This is a genomic window from Planococcus kocurii (genome assembly GCF_001465835.2).
Classification (GTDB): domain Bacteria; phylum Bacillota; class Bacilli; order Bacillales_A; family Planococcaceae; genus Planococcus; species Planococcus kocurii.
Genome location: NZ_CP013661.2, coordinates 455,368 through 473,102 on the forward strand (window position 1 = coordinate 455,368; position 17,735 = coordinate 473,102).

At 39.7% G+C, this 17,735-nt stretch carries 18 protein-coding genes; 3 read left to right on the forward strand and 15 right to left on the reverse strand.

What is annotated here, in order from left to right; genetic code table 11:
* Positions 1 to 42 precede the first annotated feature (42 nt).
* From nhaC to ezrA, 13 genes are all read right to left on the reverse strand, one after another.
* A complete protein-coding gene (gene nhaC / locus AUO94_RS02295) occupies positions 43 to 1,419 on the reverse strand; it encodes a Na+/H+ antiporter NhaC (protein WP_058385741.1) in 1,377 nt (458 codons plus the stop codon).
* Between the two features lie 413 nt (positions 1,420 to 1,832).
* Positions 1,833 to 1,988: a hypothetical protein gene (locus tag AUO94_RS17190; protein ID WP_156423924.1), complete on the reverse strand. Its 156-nt coding sequence runs from the start codon at positions 1,986 to 1,988 to the stop codon at positions 1,833 to 1,835.
* 91 nt (positions 1,989 to 2,079) lie between these two features.
* Positions 2,080 to 2,343, reverse strand: coding sequence for an RDD family protein (locus tag AUO94_RS02300; RefSeq protein ID WP_058385742.1), 264 nt, complete (start codon positions 2,341 to 2,343; stop codon positions 2,080 to 2,082).
* Positions 2,344 to 2,476: 133 nt separating this feature from the next.
* A complete protein-coding gene (locus tag AUO94_RS02305; protein ID WP_058385743.1) occupies positions 2,477 to 2,662 on the reverse strand; it encodes a hypothetical protein in 186 nt (61 codons plus the stop codon).
* A 75-nt stretch (positions 2,663 to 2,737) separates the two neighbouring features.
* Positions 2,738 to 3,661 (reverse strand): class I SAM-dependent methyltransferase, encoded by a 924-nt coding sequence (locus AUO94_RS02310; RefSeq protein WP_058385744.1) that lies wholly within the window; start codon positions 3,659 to 3,661, stop codon positions 2,738 to 2,740.
* Positions 3,662 to 3,712: 51 nt separating this feature from the next.
* Positions 3,713 to 4,219: a thiol peroxidase gene (tpx, locus tag AUO94_RS02315; RefSeq protein WP_058385745.1), complete on the reverse strand. Its 507-nt coding sequence runs from the start codon at positions 4,217 to 4,219 to the stop codon at positions 3,713 to 3,715.
* A 36-nt stretch (positions 4,220 to 4,255) separates the two neighbouring features.
* Positions 4,256 to 4,834: an RDD family protein gene (locus AUO94_RS02320; RefSeq protein ID WP_058385746.1), complete on the reverse strand. Its 579-nt coding sequence runs from the start codon at positions 4,832 to 4,834 to the stop codon at positions 4,256 to 4,258.
* A gap of 12 nt (positions 4,835 to 4,846) precedes the next feature.
* Positions 4,847 to 5,860, reverse strand: a complete 1,014-nt coding sequence (gene sppA, locus AUO94_RS02325) for a signal peptide peptidase SppA (protein ID WP_058385747.1) — start codon at positions 5,858 to 5,860, stop codon at positions 4,847 to 4,849.
* Positions 5,861 to 5,933: 73 nt separating this feature from the next.
* Positions 5,934 to 6,851: an EamA family transporter RarD gene (rarD, locus tag AUO94_RS02330; RefSeq protein ID WP_058385748.1), complete on the reverse strand. Its 918-nt coding sequence runs from the start codon at positions 6,849 to 6,851 to the stop codon at positions 5,934 to 5,936.
* A 191-nt stretch (positions 6,852 to 7,042) separates the two neighbouring features.
* A complete protein-coding gene (gene mbcS / locus AUO94_RS02335; RefSeq protein ID WP_058385749.1) occupies positions 7,043 to 8,617 on the reverse strand; it encodes an acyl-CoA synthetase MbcS in 1,575 nt (524 codons plus the stop codon).
* 207 nt (positions 8,618 to 8,824) lie between these two features.
* Complete coding sequence (thiI, locus tag AUO94_RS02340; RefSeq protein ID WP_058385750.1) at positions 8,825 to 10,027, reverse strand: tRNA uracil 4-sulfurtransferase ThiI; 1,203 nt, start codon at positions 10,025 to 10,027, stop codon at positions 8,825 to 8,827.
* 6 nt (positions 10,028 to 10,033) lie between these two features.
* Positions 10,034 to 11,137, reverse strand: coding sequence for a cysteine desulfurase family protein (locus tag AUO94_RS02345; protein WP_058385751.1), 1,104 nt, complete (start codon positions 11,135 to 11,137; stop codon positions 10,034 to 10,036).
* A 59-nt stretch (positions 11,138 to 11,196) separates the two neighbouring features.
* Complete coding sequence (gene ezrA / locus AUO94_RS02350) at positions 11,197 to 12,900, reverse strand: septation ring formation regulator EzrA (protein ID WP_058385752.1); 1,704 nt, start codon at positions 12,898 to 12,900, stop codon at positions 11,197 to 11,199.
* 152 nt (positions 12,901 to 13,052) lie between these two features.
* Between ezrA and hisJ the strand changes: the two genes are divergently transcribed.
* Positions 13,053 to 13,853, forward strand: a complete 801-nt coding sequence (hisJ, locus tag AUO94_RS02355) for a histidinol-phosphatase HisJ (protein ID WP_058385753.1) — start codon at positions 13,053 to 13,055, stop codon at positions 13,851 to 13,853.
* Positions 13,854 to 13,901: 48 nt separating this feature from the next.
* Complete coding sequence (locus tag AUO94_RS02360; protein ID WP_058385754.1) at positions 13,902 to 14,381, forward strand: GAF domain-containing protein; 480 nt, start codon at positions 13,902 to 13,904, stop codon at positions 14,379 to 14,381.
* A gap of 43 nt (positions 14,382 to 14,424) precedes the next feature.
* On the opposite strand, the gene megL is transcribed toward AUO94_RS02360, so the two are convergent.
* Positions 14,425 to 15,633 (reverse strand): methionine gamma-lyase, encoded by a 1,209-nt coding sequence (megL, locus tag AUO94_RS02365; protein WP_058385755.1) that lies wholly within the window; start codon positions 15,631 to 15,633, stop codon positions 14,425 to 14,427.
* Between the two features lie 331 nt (positions 15,634 to 15,964).
* Here megL and rpsD point away from each other — a divergent pair, with 331 nt between their 5' ends.
* On the forward strand, positions 15,965 to 16,567 hold the full coding sequence (gene rpsD / locus AUO94_RS02370; RefSeq protein WP_058385756.1) for a 30S ribosomal protein S4: 603 nt from the start codon (positions 15,965 to 15,967) through the stop codon (positions 16,565 to 16,567).
* 313 nt (positions 16,568 to 16,880) lie between these two features.
* Here the strand turns inward: rpsD and AUO94_RS02375 are convergent, their stop codons facing one another.
* Positions 16,881 to 17,723: an STAS domain-containing protein gene (locus AUO94_RS02375; RefSeq protein WP_058385757.1), complete on the reverse strand. Its 843-nt coding sequence runs from the start codon at positions 17,721 to 17,723 to the stop codon at positions 16,881 to 16,883.
* Positions 17,724 to 17,735: the final 12 nt, after the last annotated feature.

Sequence of the window (17,735 nt, forward strand, 5' to 3'; positions counted from 1 at the left end):
GATGACGATAAACGTCAGCTGTTTTCTCTTTATAGTCGTTATTTACTTGTATGTTAGCGTTTTTCCGGTGAATCCAAATAAAATCGTTAGAACAGGCGATAGCAAACAAAAGAATGCGAATGGTAAATACTCCAGTGTCGGAACGCCAATAACACCCGTAATGAAAATTCCACATACGCTCCAAGGAACAAGTGGGTTGACGACTGTTCCAGCATCTTCCATCACGCGACTCAAGTTTTTCCCTGCGAGTCCTACTTTGTCGTAAGGCTCTTTAAATGCCTGTCCCGTCAATAAAATGGACAAGTATTGTTCACCGATCAGAATATTGATACCGATTGCGGTTAATGCCGAAGCCGCAATAACCGACGAAACTTTTCTCAGTACGCTCTCTACTTTAGCTAACAAACATTGAACAATCCCTAAAGTAAATAGCAATCCACCCATACTAAGCGCGAGCAGTACTAAGGCTACCGTGAACATCATGCTCTCCATTCCACCACGTGACAACAAACTATCAATCTCTGTGATACCAGTAGAAGACACATATCCGCTAAATAGCACCTTAAAAATCTCGGAAGCTGTAGACGTTTGATGCAGATAAGAAATCGCAATGGCTGATATTGAACTTAATGCCAGCGTCATTAAAGCAGGTGTTTTCGCCAAGGTTAAAACAATAAGCACGACTAATGGAACAAGCGTATACCCGTGAATCATGCCTGTAGCTAACAGTCCTTCTTTAAAGATCGAGATGTTCTGCACACTAGCTCCCGTCGCCTCCGGAGAAAGCCATACAAACAACCCTAGAGTTATGACAAAAGCGGGAATTGTCGTCCATCCCATATTGCGAATGTGGTCGAACAAATCTACACCGACAATGGTCGAAGATAAATTTGTTGTGTCTGACAACGGAGACATTTTATCCCCAAAAAATGCGCCTGAAACAATTGCACCAGCTGTTATGGCTAATGACAAATCCATTGCCGTCGCCATCCCGATAAAAGCCACACCAATCGTTGCAACCGTCGTGAGTGAGCTACCAATAGACAATCCAATTAATGATGTGACGATAAAGACAATAGCATAAAAAAACGTCATAGAAATCAAGGTAAAGCCTGCGTATATCAACGTTGGAATGGTACCGCTAATCATCCAGCTACTAATGAGCATACCGATAAAGAAAAACAGAAAAACTGCGCTCATTCCCGCACCTGCACCATCAACTAATCCTTTTTCCAGTGTTCGGTAGGACACTTTCTTTAACAATCCATAACCGAATAGCAACAAAACCGAAAATAAGATAGGAAGATGTGGAACTGATTTAAATCGAATAATACTGACACTGATTAATAGAAAGATAGCAGTTGTTATTAAAATAGCTTCTGAAACTCTTGGCGTGATGACTGATTTGATATTATGCATGACAAACTCTCCTTTTTTATAAAAAAAAAAGAGAAAACGCCCGTCCCAATAAAGGGACGAAGGTTTTCTCCGCGTTACCACCCAATTTGATGTTCTAGCTTACCAAACATCCACTCTTTGCGAATCGATCAAAACTGATGACGTATTTCATCCCATTTGCTGCCTGAATTTACACCTACCATTCAGTCTCTTGCTGCTGCACACAAATTGCCTACTAAACCATCGATCGACTTATTTAAACACTTACGTAATGAAAAAATACGGCTTACCACTTTAAATCCAGTAAAGTTCATACTAATCTAGAGCAACGACATAAGAAAATTTTTTCGAACGACTCGACTAGTCATTTTTAAAAGTATATTGAAATAAATTTTACCAGTCTTCTCTGACAAGTCAATACTTTGAGTTAAGTTTTATTTGAAGACATAGGTTTTCGTTAACCAATCATAAAGCGTCTGTTTATTTTTTGTAAAAATAACCATCAAAATAGAAAGAAAAACCCATCCATAAATCCATCCCCAAACTAGATAGTCTAGTAATTCTAATTCCTCAGCTCTTAACTGAATCATTCGATACACCATAAAGTGAGAAAGCTCTCATGGTAAAAACTTCAAAAACGTCCGACTCATTGCTCGACCTATCAACAAAGGCTTTTGGTTCTTAATCTGTTACGACAATACCCATTTTATATTTCCCAAACGATTGCTTACCCATTTTTGAGTCTGCAACGATAAAACAGAGAGAAACAGGTAGCGTAAGCAATATGAAGCCCGTTAGTTGAGCAATAATTCGTGAAGCTTGAAACCCCTGTTGTATGGAAGGAATGAAAATCACGGATACAATAAACAATACTCCCATATCGGAAAAAATCAACACATAATCAAGTGCAAACGCTTTTAAACGAAGCCACAATCCCGCATACATCAAAGACCTCCACCCTCAGTCACTATTCACGACCTAGTTGAAAATAAAGGTTTAACGGCTAATTCTAAAAAAAGAGACAAGGAATAATCCTTGTCTCTTTTAACCCCATCTTAACATTAAGTAACGTAATCGATCACGTACCCATTTTACGGCGGTTATTACTAACTTTCTTTGATTGCTGGCTCTTCATCTTTTTAGTCGATAGTGAACCGTTACCACCAGATAATTTGTCTGAAGCTTGGTTTTTCTTAGCTTCAAGTTGGCGTTTTACAGCTTCTTGAAGACTCACTTTTTTTGGTTCTTCGTTTGACTCAGTCATTGCGCATCCCTCTTTTCGTTAAAAATGGTGCATATGGATGTTTTTATACCTTTAGTATAGCATAACTTCCCTGCTCTATTCTTTGTTTTCTTTAAACCAACTAGTAACTTGAGAAAAGAATTGAGACATGGATTCGGGCTTAGACATATTCGGAACACGTGCCAACAAAACTTCTTTCGGCGCTTTAATACCTTCTTGCTTTTTCTGTAAGACGAGAATCCCTTTAGCATGCGCTGAGTTTTTAAATAAGCTATCTGGCAATTCCATAACGGATTGAATATGCGCATGTTTTTTCAAAAAACTATGCAATTGACTGGCATGCTCGGATTCAAATAACGCTTTCGGGACGATGAAAAACAAATAACCACCATCAGCCGTGTGTTTTAACGATTGTTCGATAAACAAATGATGTGCATACGTCATGCCTTCATCTGCTTTTAGTTCATAAGTGGCTGCGGTTTCGTCGTCGGGATAATAACCGACCGGTAAATCTGAAACGACAACGTCTACTGGATCAATCAATAAAGGCTGAAGTGCATCTTGTAGATAGAACGTAATGGGTTGTTCTACTAAATTCCCTGCATTTGAAGCAAGACGCACGAGAAGATCATCTAGCTCTACGCCCGCTCCTGTCAAGCGGCCGTCCAAGTAATTCATGACTGTTAACAATAGATTACCTGTTCCAACTGCCGGGTCTAAAATGACTGCTTGATCTTTTTTGACAAACAACTCAACCAAATAACCAACCAATAACCCAAGTGCGTCAGGCGTCATTTGATGATGTGGTTGAATGTGCTCTTTCATGCCTTTTAACACAGCTAGCTGAAGTGCTTTACGAACTTCTTCTTTGCTGGCATCCGCTTCTAACTTGATAAGTCCATCCAACCAATTTTCAGTAGTCGTCAATAAACTTTCCAGGTAGGCGTTTTCTTGTTCTTTCTGAATTTCTGTTGTGTGATTATCAATAAAATTAAACGTTTTTTCCATTGCTGAATTCATAATTCGCCGTCCTCAATAAGGAAACCCACTCTCTCGAGTGGGTTTCTTGTATTATTTTGTTAATTCTTTAACTGCATCTAAAGCCTTTTCGTAATCGGGATGATCTGTTCCTTCAGCTACATACTCTACATAAGTAACTTTGTCGTTTTCATCAAGTACGAAAACTGAACGAGCTAGAAGTCGAAGCTCTTGCATCGTCAATCCGTAAGCTTCACCGAATGACAAGTCACGATGATCCGACAAAGTTGTAATAGCATCTACTTTGTTGATGTCTGTCCAACGTTTTTGAGCAAATGGTAAATCAACTGAGATGGCGAGTACTTCTACATTGTCCCCCAGAGATGCGGCTTCGTCACTGAAACGTCTCGTTTGATCTGAACAAACACCCGTATCCAATGATGGAACCACACTAACCAACCGAATCTTTCCAGTTGTGTCTTTAAGTGTTACAGGTGATAAGTCTGGTGATAACACAGTAAAATCTGGAGCTTGATCTCCAACCTTCACTTCTTTGTTAGGTAAAGTCATCGGATTATTCTTGAATGTAATTTGTACCAATCAATACGCCTCCCTTTCATTAGTCTCTTTATCATACTAAAATGCTTGGGTGTCATGCAACCCAGACCCCTCTATATGCTTTTTCTTCATCAATCTATTTTTTCTAAAAGACTCTTCATGAACAACTGTCGTGTCAGCAATGTAGTCGTGGACGCCTTGTTTTAACGGTGTAAAGCCAACAATCCAGTAGAGCGGCAAAATGGTCACGGAAAGAAAGCGACCAATCCACTCGCGGAACAGGAGCGTCATCCAAGAGATGCTATCGGACTTCAAAGACACTACACGGATCCCCATAACCATCTTTCCGACAGTTTGACAAAAGAATTTTGTCATTAACACAAAATAGCCGTAAAAGAGGATGGCCGATACAATTGCATACGGCGCATACCAAGGAATACTGGTTGTTTCTATTCCTGTCAAAGCAAATATAGGTTTGACTAGAATAGCAGTAAGACCCGCAATAACCAGTAAATCGATTAAATAAGCCCAAAATCGCACCCAAAATCCAGCCGGTTTCCGTTCGTAAAAAAGAACTTCTTCAAATCCTCCGCTTTCAGGACGCTGTTTCGTGACGGGCACTTCCACTGTGGTTTCATTCGTTTCGTGGTCTGTCATTGTGGTCCCTCCTTATTTTTCACCGTATAAATACATCATACGTGGAGAACTGTATTCAGTTAGCATTTTTGTAATCATTTGTGTTTCGAGATCGTTACCGAAAAACGAATTCATTTTCATGGATAAAAGCGAACCCCAGCCTTGCGAAGCTCCGTATTGGAATACTTGTGCATTACCTAAATCGAAATCAGTTTTTACTTGTGCGATTACGTCTTCCTCGAATCCGAAATCATCCGCTAAATTCGCCTCTACTGCTTGACGTCCATTCATGATACGTCCGTCTGCCACAGCTTTTACTTCTTTTTCTGTCATGTCACGACCTTCTTCAATTACATCGACAAACGACTCGTATGAATCATCTAGCATTTCTTGAAGAATTACGCGTTCCTCTTCTGTCATGTCACGAGTTGGGCTCATAATATCTTTATATGGACCCGACTTGATCGTCACAAAATCCACACCCAGTTTGTCTGCTAGTTCACCATAATTGACACTTTGCATAATGACACCGATAGAGCCAGTTACGGTTTCCTTGTTAACAAAAATCTTTTCTGCTGGTGCTGCAATATAATAGCCACCTGATGCAGCTACTGCTCCCATTGATACGTAAAATGGTTTTTTTGTTTCTTCTTGAATTTCAATAATCTTATCGTAAATTTCCGCCGACTCCACAACGCCACCACCCGGTGAATTTACGGTAAGTACAACGGCTTTAACCGTAGGATCTTCTTTAACATTTTCTAATTGTTCCATAAAGAAAGAGTGGTTATAACCAGTCGTTCCAAACAGTGAAGCTGCATCTCCCGTGTCTTGAATCACACCATCTACATTTAAAACAGCTACACGGTTATCAAAATCTCCATCTTCTACCACAACTTCCGAAAAACTTGATTGCGTATTCGCTACGAGTTCGTCAACACCTTCAGTAAAACCACCTTGAAGAAAAGCAAATGCCGAGTTGATAACCAATGAAATTCCGAGTACAGCTGCCGCTACAACTAGAGCAATCCATCTTTTTGTATTCATTTATACCATTCCCTCCTTAGTTCTACTCTTACTATACGTGAAACACGCACAAATGTTTCAACAAAAAGAAACACTAAACCGAAATTTTCCTGCTTGCCTTTCGAATTCCCCGTGCCTCCAAAATTTTTGAAGAAGTAAACAAAATTAAAGCGCTCCAAATCAACGAGAAAGAAATAATATCGACTGTTGTAAAAGCTTCACCGTAAATGAAAACCCCAATTAGCAACATTAGCGACGGAGCAATGTATTGCAAAAACCCAATCATGTACATCGGAATCAATGGAGCACCGATTGCAAACAATAATAATGGGAAAGCAGTAACCAATCCACTAGCGACTAACAACACATCTGTTGTTAGTCCTGTCTCTAAAAAAGAAACGCGATCGATTGACATCAAATAGATATAATAGGCAATTGCAATCGGAAAAACAAAAAGTGTTTCAATTGCCAGTCCGCGCAAAGCATCTAATTGAATGGTTTTTTTGATCAAACCGTAAAAAGCAAAACTGAAAGCCATACCGAGCGCAAGCCACGGCAAAGAACCAAAAGTGAAAGTTAAAATCAAAACACCAGTTGCCGCTAAAAGAAAAGCAATTTTTACCGCTGGAGACAATTTCTCCTTCAAAAAAAGAGCTCCCAACAGCATAGAAATTAACGGATTTATGTAATAACCGAGACTTGTTTCAACAATCCGGTCATGCGAAACCGCATAGACATAAAAAAACCAATTAGCAGAGATGAGGAACGACGCCAACATCAATAAGAAAAATTTCTTTTTTGATATCCACAGCTTTTTTAGATCAAGCCACAATTGGCGACCTCCTTTAGTTAAAAGAATAAAACCAAAAGTTAATACGAAAGACCATATAATTCTTCCTGCTAGGATTTCGTCCGCTGGAACGTGACTAATTTGTTTCCAGAAAATCGGCATAAATCCCCATAATGTATAAGTCAAAATAATGACCAAAACGCCTTTTTTTGAATCTGTCATTCTACATCGCTCACCATTCTTTATTAAATTTTATATTCCGAAATAATAGTCTCATTATAGGCTTGATGGGAGCAGAAAGTAAATAATCATACGTCAATTATAGAAACATCCGTTACCCATTCTTGCTCAAGTTCAAATCAAAAAACGGCAACTCTTTTTTAATAAGAGAAGTGCCGTTTTTGGGGTTGCATTTATTTTTTCGCGTGTTCTTGCTGGCGTAATTCCACACGTCGAATTTTACCAGATGCCGTTTTTGGCAACTCTGCTAAAAAGTCGATTGCCCGAGGGTATTTATAAGGTGCGGTTAATTCTTTTACGTGATTTTGTAATTCTTTTACCAAACTATCTGAAGCCGTATGACCTTCTACTAGTACGACAAAAGCTTTGACAATCGTGCCGCGTATTTCGTCGGGTGCACCAATAACTGCACATTCTTGAACAGTCGGATGTTTAACCAGTGCATCTTCTACTTCAAAAGGTCCGATTGTATAGCCGGAAGAAATAATGATATCGTCTCCTCGACCTTCAAACCAAAAATAACCATCTTCATCTTTTGATGCTTTATCACCCGTTACATAATAATCTCCGCGGAATTGCATCTTGGTTCGTTCGGGATCTTTAAAATATTCCTTAAACAAAGCAGGTGTCTCAACATGAACAGCAATATCCCCCACTTCACCAACTGGACACGGGTTACCGAACTCATCAATGATTTCGACATGGTTGCCAGGCGTCGGTTTGCCCATAGAACCAATGCGAGACTCCATGCCTTTCATAACTCCGACCAGCAACGTATTTTCCGTCTGGCCATAACCATCGCGGACTTCTATGTCAAAATGATTTTTAAAAACATTGATGACTTCTGCGTTAAGTGGTTCCCCCGCAGACACTGCGCTGTGCAAAGCGGACAAATGATAGTTGGCTAAATCTTTTTGTTTTGCCATCAACCGGTATTCTGTCGGCGTACAGCACAACACATTGACTTTGCGTGTTTCCATGAGTTCTAAATAAATAGTCGGATCAAATTTACCATTGTAAACAAAACCGGTAGCTCCGCTACCTAGTGTCGCTAAGAACGGACTCCAAACCCATTTTTGCCAACCTGGACTTGCGGTTGCCCAAACAACATCCCCTTCTTTTGCACCGAGCCAGTGCTCCGCTGACGTTCGAAGATGTGCATATGCCCAGCCATGGCTATGTACGGCTCCTTTGGGATTGCCGGTAGTTCCTGAAGTATAAGATAAGAACGCCATATCGTCTTTTTTAGTAGGCGCTGCTATGTATTCAGGAGAAGCGGCAGCCATTTCATCAACTAAAGAAATCCATGAACTTCCTGATTTTCCAATGACAAACTTCACGACATTGTCCATTTCCTTCACACCTTCGAATTGATCCATGAACGGCTCATAGGCGATTACCGCTTTTGCATCACTGTGATTTAAGCGGTACGCAATATCTTTTGCCCGAAGCATTTCAGAGCTGGGAATGACCGCTAAGCCCGCCTTTAGTGCTCCGATATACGCAACATATGCTTCGATCAAACGTGGCACCATTACGAGCACGACGTCACCTTTAACAAGACCTGCTGTTTCAAAACTATTCGCTGCACGATTTGCACGCTCTATTAATTCATCATATGTAAGTTGGTGTTTTTCCCCTTGATCGTTTTCCCATAGAATCGCAAGTTTGCCGTCACCTGTTGCGTATCGCTCAATTTCCTCCACCAAATTATACGAATCCGGCGCTAGTAATTCTTCTCTTTTCATGCTGTTTCCCTCCTCTGACTAGAGCTAATTGTTATATCCATATCATTATACATTAAATTTTTAATTATTCATATAATTTCATCTAGTTAAACTTTTAAAAAGAACTCATATTTTCTGTTGCTGATTGTGTGCGTTTAGTTCAGATCTAACTCGCGAACTAAAGTTATGCGTCACAAAAAAAGCTGCCTGTAAAAGGCAGCTTAGCTATTATAAAAGATCTTCAAACTGATTCTCTTTAATGCGTGGAAACTTAATAACTTCTCTTTGAGATACTGCTTCACCGATCATTTCATCGAACGAAACAAAGTTCTCGTAGTACTCGACTTTTTCAAGTTTTGGCTTGATTTTGGGATTTGCTGGTGTAAAAATCGTGCAGCAATCTTCAAACGGACGGATAGAGATATCGTACGTGCCAATTTTTTGAGCTGTATCGATAATCTCCAACTTATCCGTCGCAATTAGCGGCCGCAAAATGGGCGTGTTTGTGACCGCGTTAATCGCTTGTAAACTTTCTAACGTTTGGCTTGCCACTTGTCCTAGACTTTCTCCTGTAATGATTGCTCGGCAATTTGTCTCAGCCATCACCAAATCAGCTACGCGCATCATCATGCGCCGCGTCGAAGTCATCGTGATGTTATCCGGCACTTGCTTGTGTACTTCTTGCTGAAGCTGTGTAAACGGTATGATGTGCAAATTGACGGATGAACCAAACTGCGATAGCTTTTCAGCTAAATCAAATACCTTTTCCTTGGCACGTTCATTAGTAAACGGTGGACTAAAGAAGTGAATCAGTTCTAGTCTAACGCCACGTTTGAGCATATGATAGCCTGCAACCGGACTGTCTAAACCACCCGATAGCATGAGCAATGCTTTACCGCCCGCTCCTACTGGCAAACCACCTGCTCCTTGAATCACTTCCGCCATCATATAAACAGCTTCTTTTCGAACTTCTACTTTCAAATCAATTTCAGGGTCTTTCATTTGAACTTTTAAATCTGGAAAGACTCTTAATACATGTGAGCTGAGTTCTTTCATGATTTCCGGTTTTTCGTGAGGAAATTCTTTGAATGGTCGTTTTACCGATATTTTAAAACTTTTATCGGTATCTTCAATTTTAGCGATAACTGCTTCTGCTGTTTTTTTCATTGTTTCCATGTCTAATTCACATGCTGTTACTGGACTAAACGATTGGATACCGAATACATGCGGCAAGCGCTCAATCACTTGTGCCAATTGTTGCTCACTGTCTGATGTAATAAACATCCGGTCACGCTCTGCTTTGATTTGGATTCCTTTCAAGTCTGAAAAAGTCTGTCTGACATTATCTCGCAGCCGTCCAATAAATGAACTGCGATTTTTGCCTTTGGTTGATAATTCGCCGTAACGTACGAGAACTTGATTGATTTTCATTTATCGTTAAACTCCTTTAATCATGCGGTATACCCGCTGAAATGCTGTTTTAAGTGCAATAATATCCTGCTCTGTTGTAAATTCTCCAAAACTGATGCGGATCACACCATCTTTAAATTCACGCGGCAAACCGATTGCTTGAATTACTCGACTCGTATGACGCGTTTTCGATGAGCAGGCACTTGAAGTGGAAACAATGACCGATTCTTTTTGCAAACCCGATACCAAAATCTCACCTTTAATGCCTTTTACAGCTACCGCTAGAATGTGAGGAGCAGCTTGTTTTGGGCTAACTATTTTTACGCCGTTAAACCCTGAGAAAAATTGGCGTAAGTCTTGATTCCATTGTTTGTGTAGTGGATTTGGTTCTACTAACCTTAATGCTTTTGCTAAAGCGACTGCATTTGGTACAGAAACGGTACCACTGCGTATCCCCGATTCCTGCCCTCCTCCATATTGAATCGTTTCTAATTCAACTCCAGAATATGCTAGAAGCCCACTGCCTTTTAGTCCGTGAATTTTATGTGCCGATAGTGTGATCAAGTCGGGCAAAGCGGTTGGATCAAATATCAGTTTCCCGATACTTTGCACTGCATCCACATGAAAGAAAATACGTCTTTTTCTTAACAGACGAGCAATATCTGCAATTGGATGAATGGTGCCTATTTCATTATTGACATGCATTAATGAAACTAAAATTGTATCGTTCTGCAACGATTTTTTCAATTCATCAACATGAATACCTCCGGAAGAATCGACTGGTAAACGCGTGATGTTAAAGCCTTGTCGTTCTAGCGCAACAAGGCTATTTAAGACAGAAGGGTGCTCTGTTTCAGCAGTGATGATGTGCTTGCCTCTATGCTGATAACTCTGAGCTGTACCAATCAATGCTAAGTTGTTTGCTTCTGTACCACCAGAAGTAAAGACAACATTCTCCATATGCAACAGATTTTTTAATTGAGTTCGTGCGGTTTCTAGCAAATCTTCCGCTTGGTTTCCGAGCACATGCAATGAAGACGGATTTGCATAAAATAGCTCATTTACTTTCATATACGCATCGAGCACTTCTTTTTTTGGTTTTGTGGTTGCGCTATTATCCAAGTAAATCATCTGTTCACCTCCGAAAAGAAAACCACCAGCAGATTAGCTGGTGGCTTTACATGTTGTTTTTAAATGCGCCATGCGTCTTCTTTAACCAGCACTTCAATCCGTTTCATCGAACCTGGTTCAAAGTTTTCGACTGCAGTTGCCGCTTCTTCTAATGCTTTTGTATAACGAAGCTGTCTAAATGATTCTTCAGCTTCTTCAAGTTTGGCATCTAACTGAAGATTGGATTTGCGGTAACGGTTGCCATATTGAATGATGCGCTCAATCAAAAGTACATTTTCAACCATTTCAACTGCTTTAGTATGACCGTCTTCAATACTTTTTTCAGCTTGTTCTAAATAATTATCCACAAGCTTGATGTTTAATGGTACTTCACGCAAAGTCTGGATTGTCACGAAAAGGTGTTCTTCGGCTTCTTCTAGACGCACATCCATGTCTTCTGGAATACCCGGTATATTGGCTTTATGCAAAATACGATCGGTTTCTTGCAATTTACGTTTCAACTGTTCTACTTTCGCGCGCGCATTGTTTTCTTCGATGCGCAAGCTCTTAAGTGCCGTCATAAAATCAATTTGTGTCGAGTCAACAATTGATAAATCCTCACGAATATGAACCAATTCTTCTTGAAGACTTGAATATGCCGATTGATCTTCTTCGAGACGTGATGCCAGCAAACTATAGCGTTTTGCTAATTGCTCCATTTTATCCATACATGACTTTGGAATAGCCGCTTCGCTTTCGCTAATTTTATAGCTATGCTGAACGTATCTACACTCTTCATCCATTTCTTTTGTATCTCGTGCCACAACTTCTAAATGACGCTCTGTATCGATGCGGAATTCGTCTACATATTGTTTCGCTTCCACTTCTTTTTCCAAAAGTTCATAAAATGAATCAATGCGATCTTTTATTTTTTCGACTGCAATTTTCGTTTGTGGAATTTCCAGAAGCGTTATATTTTCTTTTAATACTTCTAGTTCTTCTTCTATTTCGTCCAGTTGAAGAGTCAATTCTAAATGTCCTAAGTAATAAGACTGCTCTTCCATTTCTTCTTTGCCTTGACGCAATTCAGCAACGTAAGAAGGAATTTTAGTTTGGACATCCGACAATAACGGTGGAATGTCATCAACTAGTAAAAACGCCTCTTCGCCTTCTGACGATAAACTAATGACGGTTTCACGTGCTTTCAGGTAATTCCCTTCATTGGTCAGTTGTTCATATTCATCAAATAACGGAATAAAAGACTCAAGTTTTTTCTCTAACGGTACAGCAGCCATCCCGTAAGAATGCTGATGAGCCAATAAGTTTTTACGTGCACGACGGTATTTTTCTTGAAGAAGATCAATTTCACTGCGATTTTTTTCCTCGCTACCAATCAACTCTTTTAGTTCTACCAAAATGCCGTTCATCTGCTGATCCACAAGATCAATTTTAACTTCTGTATCTTGTTCTAGCTTTGTCGCTTTGTTGAATCTGAAACGATTAATTGCTTCTTCTGCATCATATAAAGCAGCATCAATTTTAGGAATATGCACATCCATAATTTCAGTCCACACGTTGCGCCAGCGTTCGAACATTTCTTCTGTCTGGCCATTCATGTTCAACTGTTTCACTTTAGTCAATTCTTCAAGTATCGGTTTATTTTGTATTTGCAGTTTTAACTGTTCCAAGCGCTCAATTTCAGCTAAATGTTTTTTACGAAACATAAAACCAATGATTGTTACCGCTAATAGAATGATGACCGCAATGATGATATACTCCATCATAAGTCACATAGCCCCCTGTTCCAAATCACATTACCAGTTATACGTAAATGTATTCATGATTCTTTTATTTTAACATGTATTCTACTCTTTTGTTTGCCAAATTAGAAGAAAAGCGATTATATTTTTTAATAGACAGAAAAGAGGATGCCTTTATGAAGCGAGACGGTCACATTCACACCCCCTTTTGTCCACACGGGACAAAAGACTCAACAAAATTATATATTGAAAAAGCAATAAAGTCCGGATTTACGGATATCTCTTTTACTGAACACGCTCCACTTCCAGCTAACTTTTCAGATCCTACTCCTGATCAAGACAGCGGCATGAGCACAACTCAGCTAACTGCCTATATAAATGAAATTACCTATCTTAAGCATGTTTATGAAAAAGATATTCGCATTCGATTAGGGTTGGAAGTTGATTACATTGAAGGCTTTGAAAAAGAAACAGCCCTTTTTTTGGATGAAATTGGTCCGGAATTAGATGATTCTATTTTATCGGTTCATTTCCTGCACGTAAATGACCACTATGTTTGCGCTGACTTTAGTAAAGAAGTATTTACAGAACTCGCAACGGCTTGCGGATCTGTAGAAGCTGCCTATCAGCTTTACTATGACACGCTTGAAAAATCGATTTACGCAGATCTTGGCCAATTCAAACCCAGACGAATTGGTCATCCCACATTAATTCACAAATTCCAAAAAGCACATGGCGAGAACATCAATGATGACAAACAAATCCGACACATTCTCGAGCTAATAAAGAACACCGGCTTAGAACTGGATGTAAACGGGGCGGGGTACTCGAAATCAGATTGTTTGGAAGCCTATCCTCCGCTCCCTTATATCGAATTCGCCCAATCACTTGGCGTTCCGTTAGTATTCGGCTCAGACGCCCATAGTGTCAATGGCTTGCATAAGCATTACGACAAAATTTATACTTACTTAAGTTAAGCGGATTTGATTTTCAACATACAATACACCGAAACGAGGGAATTCTTTATGTTTACACAAACAGATTACAGTGGCAGTAGCATTGAACAATACACGATGCTTTCAAAACAATTAGATGCTTTATTAGACGGTGAGAAAAACAGCATTGCTAATTTAAGTAATGCCTCTGCTTTACTCAATCAATTTCTTGAACGCATCAACTGGGTTGGATTTTATTTGATGGAAGAAGGCGAACTTGTTCTTGGGCCTTTCCAAGGTTTGCCGGCATGCGTACGAATTTCAGTCGGAAAAGGCGTTTGCGGTACAGCTGTTGCTGACAAAAAAACCATGTTAGTAGAAGACGTTCAAGCATTTCCTGGTCACATTGCATGTGATGCAGCGTCACGTTCTGAAATTGTCGTGCCATTGATGAAAGAAGATCAAGTGATTGGGGTTCTTGATATTGATAGCCCTGAGTTAAGTCGTTTCACAGAAGAAGATCAGCAAGGCTTAGAACTATTCGCCAAAGTGTTGATGAAGCATTTATAATCGAATGAAAACCCGAAACTCAATTGATGAGTTTCGGGTTTTTTTAGATTTCTTGAAGTTTTGGTTTCACTTGCTCGAATGCTTTGTTTAAGTCTTCGATTAAGTCGTCTGTATGCTCAAGTCCAACTGATAAACGCAGTAAGGAATCACTGATGCCCATCGCTTGTCTACTTTCAGGTGGCACGACCGCATGAGTCATCGTAGCTGGATGCTGAATCAATGTTTCTGCATCTCCTAAACTAACAGCAATTTTGATCAGTGATAACGCATTTAAAAAGGCTTGCGCTTCTTTTTTACCACCCTCAATTTCAAATGAAATCAAACCGCCACCTTCACGCATTTGGCGTTTCGCAATTTCAACTTGCGGATGACTGTCATCAAACGGGTAATATATATTTTTAACGATTTCTTGTTGTTTTAAAAATTCTAAAACTACTTTTGTATTGCTAACATGTCGATCCATTCTGACATGAAGTGTTTTTAATCCTCTAAGCAATAGCCATGCATCAAATGGCGACATAATACCACCGACGTCTTTTTGTACCGTCATTCGAATATGTTGCATTTCTTCTGCATCACTTCCGACTAAAACGCCACCAACTACATCTCCGTGGCCATTCAAGTATTTCGTCGCACTATGCAAAACAAAGTCTGCGCCCATTTTTAATGGATTTTGTAAGTAAGGTGAACAGAAGGTATTATCTACAACGACTCGAATGTTGTGTTTTTTCGCTACCGCCATGACTGCTTCAAGATTCACAAGTTCCATAGTCGGATTGATAGGTGTTTCTACGTATATGCAGACCGTTTCTGGGCGAATCGCATTTTCTACCTCTTCTTCAGTAGTCATCGACACCAAGCTATGCGTAATGCCATATTTCTCTTCCATAATCTCCAACAAACCGAACGTGCAGCCGTAAATGCCTCGTGAACAAAGAACGTGATCTCCCGCTTTCGTCAAATAAATCAAAATCGCACTAACCGAGGCCATCCCCGACCCAAAAGCTAATGCACCTTGACCGCCTTCGATTTCTGCCATTCGTTCTTCGAGTACGCGAACTGTTGGATTTCCGAGACGCGAGTAAATATTTCCTTCGCAATTCCCTGCAAAACGATCTTCCCCTTGCTCGGCACTTGCAAACGAATACGTTGAAGTTTGATAAAGTGGTGTCACCAAACTATCATGATGTTTAGTGCTGTCGTACCCTTTATGGATAACCGCCGTCTCAATGTTCATTTCTTTATCTCTCATTAAATATACACCCCTTAACTATTATAGAAAGCGCTTACATACATACTCATTTCCATTCTACCTTGTCCTATCAAAAAAGAAAGTTAGGTTGCCTATCTATTCTATAGGGGTTACTGTTGACTTACAGTTCTAAATTCAGTTATACTATGCTTTGTGTAAAATAATCGCAGCAGTTGTATGTGCGTGTTTGCCCATTTTATTCCTCATAGCAGGTGTATCGTGTAACTCTTTGGCTGCTGAGCGAAGGTACAAGAATATAAAATGGCTTGCAGCATGAATGCATCTGGTTTTTATTTTACTCTAAAAACCAAAAATAGAGGAGGAGACTTATATGTCTCGTTATACAGGTCCATCATGGAAACTGTCACGCCGCTTAGGAATTTCCCTTACAGGCACAGGTAAAGAATTAGAAAAACGCCCTTACGCACCAGGTCAACACGGTGCTAACCAGCGCAGAAAAGTTTCTGAATATGGTTTGCAATTACAAGAAAAACAAAAACTACGCTTTATGTACGGAGTGAACGAACGTCAGTTCAAAACTTTGTTCAATAAAGCTGGTAAAATGGACGGCAAACACGGTGAAAACTTCATGATCCTTCTTGAAGCTCGCCTTGATAACGTTGTTTATCGTTTAGGTCTTGCGCGCACTCGTCGCCAAGCTCGTCAAATCGTAAACCACGGCCACATCCTTGTTGATGGCAAACGCGTTGACATCCCGTCATTCAGCGTGAAACCAGGACAAACAATTGCTTTCCGTGAAAAATCAAACAACCTTGATGTAGTAAACGAAGCAATCGAAGTAAACAACTTTGTTCCTGAATACGTAACTATCGATACTGATAGCAAAACAGGAACATTCGTACGCCTTCCAGAGCGTAGCGAATTGTCTGCTGAAATCAACGAACAGTTGATCGTTGAGTACTACTCACGTTAATTCCAACTTGATTTCGAAAACCTCCCAAACCTTTTTAAGGATTGGGAGGTTTTTTCTTTGGGTTTTGGAAAGCGCAAACAAACTTGATTATCGCGCAAACAACTTCTCCTCCGTTGCAAACAAACTAGCTTAATCCGCAAACAAACTCCTTTTCCCACAAATAAATTCTCTCCCTTCAAATAATCCGGTCTTTCGGGCAAACAAAGTGAGCGATCCCGCAAACAACCACATAGTCACCGCAAATAAAACCAAATTCCACTATAATAAATCACAAAAAAATCCCTAGAACCTTTGTTGGTTCTAGGGATTTCTATTACAATGAATCAACTTTATTTTGTTTTAATGCTTGAGCAAGCGTGTTGTACACTTCAATATCAATAAATTTAATGCCTAACTGCACAGCAGTTTGAGCGATGACTGGACTAATGCCAGATAAAGCCACTTTTACGCCAATGATTTCTAAACCTTTGATTAGCTGGAACACTTGTTGCGCAACCATCGTATCAATCATCGGTACGCCTGATAAATCAATAAATAGTTTTTCTAAATCGTGTTTCGAACTTTGTGCCAATGTTTTTTCAAAAATAATGTCTGCACGATGTGGCGTGATTTCGCCGACCAATGGTAGCATTCCAATCTTGTTAGCCAACAGAATAACTGGCGCACTCATTTCCACAATCATTTGTTGCTGTGAGTTCAATCGTCTTTCTGCAGCCTTGGAATTTTTATCTGTGAATTTAAGACTTACCTCACTAATTACTTCGACGATTTTTTTTGTCCATTCCATCAGCTTTTCAAGACTTACCTGCTCTTTATGATTCAAAGAAAAACGTTCAATTTCATCCAAGTATTGCTGTTGAGTCCGAAAAAATTCACCAATAACTTCTACAATAGGTGTGTCGAGATGCGCTTCGTCCGTGGCAACCAGGTCTATCCAATGCTGAAAGTCTGATTTAAAATTAAGCTTCCCCTCTTTAAACATTGTACAAAACAAAAGATGAAATTCATGATTTTGTTTTTTTAATAGAGCGATTTTATCCGGATCGGTCGAACCATAAACACCTGCTTTACTTTTGTCCAGTGAATGGTACCAGTCTTCAGTCATTTCCCAAGTTTTTGCGTTCAAGTGTTCATATAAATCTTGGTCTTTTAACATTTATTAGCTATT